Below are 4,314 nucleotides of genomic sequence, written 5' to 3'. Positions count from 1 at the left end.
CTACTACTACTACTACTACTACTACTACTACTACTACTACTATTTCTACTACTAATACTACAACTACTACTACTATTTCTACTACTACTACTACTACTACTACTACTACTACTACTACTACTACTGCTACTACTACTACCGCATTTTTTACAGCAAAGGAGGTAGTCAGGGGCGAGCAAAGACACACAAAAGAAGACCGTATATCGCTGCTCCTGCAAAACGATGACAGTAAAAGCCAATAGAGTAATCAATTTAGGTCCTCGAGGTGTCTTGATATTATCCTCTTGAAAGCATAGAAGTCGTAGGAAGCAGGAAATACAGACGAGGGAAGGCTCCTCCAGAATTTACCAGTGAAAGGGATTAAGGAAAGAAGATACTGATTAACTCTACCATTAGGAAGTTGGACAGCATAGGGATGAGCTAGAGTAGAAAGTGATGTGCAGTAAGGCCATGGGAGGGGTGAAGGCATGCAGCTACCAAAATCTGAAGACCAGTGAGCATAAAAATACCACTAGAAGATGGCAAAGGAACCAACACTGCAGTAGACATAGAGAGGCTGATGTGGTTATTTCAGGATGTAGTTTTAGTTGTCATCAGTGCCAACCAGAGGAGAAACTTGATTGGGCTGAGATGGTAACAGCTGCTGTGTGATGGCTTGCTGTTGCCATGTCCATCCTTTGTATTTCCTCCATATTTCCTCTTTTTTTCAATTTTAACACTTTAAGAGGGGAGTATCTAGACACATCTCCAGCCTAAACTGACCTTCTTTTTTTGGAAGTCTTGTCTTCTTTTTTGTAGGAGCAGTGTTTTGCAGGCTTTTTTTTTGTTTTTGTTTTGCCCTTAAACTGCCTCCTTTATTGTAAATAAGGCGACATGAGATTCTAGTTTCTTTGCAGGTAGCAGTAGTGTCAAAGTGGTTTCATCAGAGTTCCTCATAGGTCTTTTTAAGATTTACTGTCATGACACATTTGCACATCATCTGACAATACTGAGAGCTGTGTGCTTTCCATCATCTGGCATATACAGTGTCTTTCTATCTATCTCTCTGTCTGCATTAACCATCTGTTGGTGTGTTCAGGTGTGTGTTGCATTTCTTTTAATGTGGATTCCAAACTACAGCTGTGTATTTTAGTAGTGTGTGTGTGTGTGTAACTCACCACTGGTCTGATCACATGCTGGACTTCGTAATCGCCAGCCACTACCCTCCCGGAAAGAGCTTTGAGCTTATAGTGTGTGTGTGTGTCTGTGTGTGTTTGTGTGTGTGTGTGTGTCTGTCTGTGTGTGTAGGAATGGGAAACTGAAGGGAATGGAAGGGAAAGAGGACAAGGAAGGGCAGAGAAGCAAAAGGGAAGGGGATGAGGAAGAGAGGCCACCTTGTAGCTGCTTTCTGTATTTTTTCAGTCTTTTCTGTGTGTTTTTCTTTCAGTGTGTGTTGTGGTCATTAAACTATCTATCCATCCATCTATCTATATACATCAAGCATCTGTGCATCTTCAGGCCTACACTGTGAGGGCATCTACCGCCTGAGTGGTGTCAAGAGCAAAGTACATCAACTTAGGCGACTTTACAACGCTGGCGAGGCCGTCAGACTCTGTGACCAGGAGCCTCACGTCATCGCCTCCCTCCTCAAACAGTACCTCAGGTGTGTGTGTGTGTGTGTGTGTGTGTGTGTGCATGCGTGCGCTTCACTGCACAAGATTTTCTACTCAGACTCATTCCAGTATTTCCAACTTTCTAACGCAAAGGTTACCCAGTTTCTTCATTCTGTCCTTTACTCTTCACGAGTATCTTGATTCTTCCCTCAGGTTAGTGTGTGTTGATCCTGCTATACTTGCTTATTCTTGTACCTTTTAGGTGGGGAGTAAAAATGCTTGTCTCAGTGTTCCCCTGCATGCCATAAGAGGCAGTCCACAGCATGTAATATCGTTTATTATTTCATAAACAGTTGCATATTGACCACTTGGCTTTATAATTATGTGATGTAACTAAAGCACAGCAGTCAATAATAACAAAGAATGTAGGGTCAACTGTAGATGCGTGGATTAACAGTGTCATCGAGAGAGGTGCATACGTAGGAGCGGGGAGGAAAGGCTGAGTATAACATGGAGAGACAGAAAGCAGGCATTATGGGTCAAGGAACAGACAAAGGTGGAAGATATTCTAATAATGATGAAGAGTAACAAGTGGACTCGGATGGATCGTATCATGCTCAGTACAATAACACTGTATTCCCTCCACCAGCCTCACCTGTCTTGGGACTGAGGTGCAGGCTGTGGTCACAGGGGGTGTTTCAGCAGGGTATCCTGCAACTGCTGTGAAGACTTTTTTTTCATTCCACCTCCATTTAAAATCCATTAATATTTATTTAAAATCCAACCCACTTATTTAAATTCTACAGTGTTTGGGTCTCATGGGAAGTTTCCTGTCTGCTAACTATTTCACCTTTGTGAAATAGTGCTGAGGGTTTGAGTAGCCACAGCACAGACGGTAAGCTGCCAGCCCCACAGGCTATCACTGCTGTATAGTAAAGTCTTCTCAGGTGCTAGAAAAGGCTAATGTTGTTATTTCTTTTTTTTAAACAGTCAGTTTAGTGTACACGTGGCAGCTCCTGAGAACCACTTACTACCATTTGCCCTCGCTGCCCCACCACGGCCACCTCTGTCTCTCCCACAGGGAGTTGCCGGAGCCAGTATTGACGGTGGATATGATGCCGCACTTTGAGGATGTGGCGATGATCCCTAACCCTGGGGAGCGTGCCGAGGCCATGCGTCAGCTCATCGACCACCTACCCACCGCCAACCGCCTGCTGCTTCAGTACATGTTCAAGCATATGGGCCACATCATAGCCAGGGTAACCACAACTATAGTTACAATAATAATAATAATATACAGGTTGTCCTTGTGTGTATGAAGTGTCAAACATACCCTGCTTATTTCATGCACATTGCTGATTTTTTACCATTGTGTTCTCATTTACTCATTCCTTCCTTGGTCGCCACAGACACATAACAAGTACCAGTATACAGGTGTTCACACAGCTACTAAATGATACGTAAGAAGTCACTGTTAGGAATGGCGTGCCCCACAACACCTCCAGCAGTCATCCACGAAGGGAAGAATGTTTATCAGGCTTTATTTTGACAATGGCTCAGTTTCACACCTCAGCTCAATTATCCAGAGTAGTTTTTTTCCTGACGAGGCTGCTGATTGGAATACTACACAAGAATTTACGAACACACCTTGGCAAACCTAGGTCTCTTCAGTTTTTTCCCCGGTTGCCCCATCTTGGGAAACGTGACTCGTTATTTGTCAAATTGTTATCCATAAGAGGAGTGGAGTGGCTGAATGGGTGAAGTGTGGTACTCTGATGTGGTTTGGACATGTACTAAGAATGCATGAGGATGACTTGGTGCAGAGAGTGTGTGAGAGCAAGATTGAGGAAAATGATATTGGGGGAGACCACCGGGACAGTGGACCAATAGTGTCGATGAGTATCAATTGGAGAGATGGGTTGGCAGGGAAGGGATTGATGTTCGGAGAGAAATTGCCTGAAGAGAGAAAATTGGACTACTGCTGTGGCCATCCCCTTGGGGAAAGTTCCTTGAGGGAACCGGGTGTCAGAGATATAGACAGGCAGAAAATTATTTATTGTCTGTATCCCTTGCCATTGTTTCCCTGCTGCCATCCCTGTGTGTAAGAAGTGGCAGACGTACCATGTTGATTATATTAACATTACTTGTAGTTATTGTGCCAAGACTCACTCCTTGCCCTTCTGTCCCACTTTCCTTCCCTTCCTTCCTCCCTTTTGCTATCCTTTCCCTCTCTCTCATTCCTTCCTTTCACCCTCACTTTTGCCCATTGCTGTCCTTCCACGTTTTCCCTCTCTTTCCTTCCTTCCTGCCACCTTCCTCTTATCCCTCTCCCTTTTTTCCTCCATTTCCTCTCTGCCTGCTTCCTTCCTTCCTCCTTCCTTCTTTCACTCTCTCCCTTTGTTCTTCCCTTTCCTCCTTCCCTCTCCGGCCTTAGCTTCTCTCATAACCACTTGGGTTGGCACTTCTTCACCAACGACTGACTGCCAGATGGTGGGAGACACACAGCTCCCAGTCAGCTCGAGGCGCCTTGCCAGTGGGTTCAAACAAAACTGTGCCTGGCTGTTAACGTGTCGTTCTTACAGTCAACCTGTCGCTCATGCCCACAGGAACGGGACACCAAGATGACATACCAGAACGTGAGCTTCGTACTGTCCCCCACCATGCAGATCTCACACCGTGTGCTCAAAGTGTTCTTCCTCAACCACGCCTACCTCTTCGGGGG

3 protein-coding genes are annotated in these 4,314 nt (G+C 44.9%); all 3 read left to right on the top strand.

The window, feature by feature from the left end; translation table 11 throughout:
- On the top strand, positions 1 to 242 hold a 242-nt coding region (locus tag ACK5JN_RS01720), incomplete at its 5' end, for a hypothetical protein (protein WP_416868565.1).
- A 1,206-nt stretch (positions 243 to 1,448) separates the two neighbouring features.
- Positions 1,449 to 1,793, top strand: coding sequence for a RhoGAP domain-containing protein (locus ACK5JN_RS01715; RefSeq protein ID WP_416868566.1), 345 nt, complete (start codon positions 1,449 to 1,451; stop codon positions 1,791 to 1,793).
- A gap of 797 nt (positions 1,794 to 2,590) precedes the next feature.
- Positions 2,591 to 2,911: a RhoGAP domain-containing protein gene (locus tag ACK5JN_RS01710; RefSeq protein ID WP_416868564.1), complete on the top strand. Its 321-nt coding sequence runs from the start codon at positions 2,591 to 2,593 to the stop codon at positions 2,909 to 2,911.
- The last annotated feature ends 1,403 nt before the right edge of the window (positions 2,912 to 4,314 follow it).

The sequence above is a fragment of the Kluyvera sp. genome, from assembly GCF_047971185.1.
Lineage (GTDB): Bacteria > Pseudomonadota > Gammaproteobacteria > Enterobacterales > Enterobacteriaceae > Kluyvera.
The sequence above is the reverse complement of the archived record's forward strand: the minus strand, read 5'-3'. Positions and strand labels throughout refer to the sequence as shown.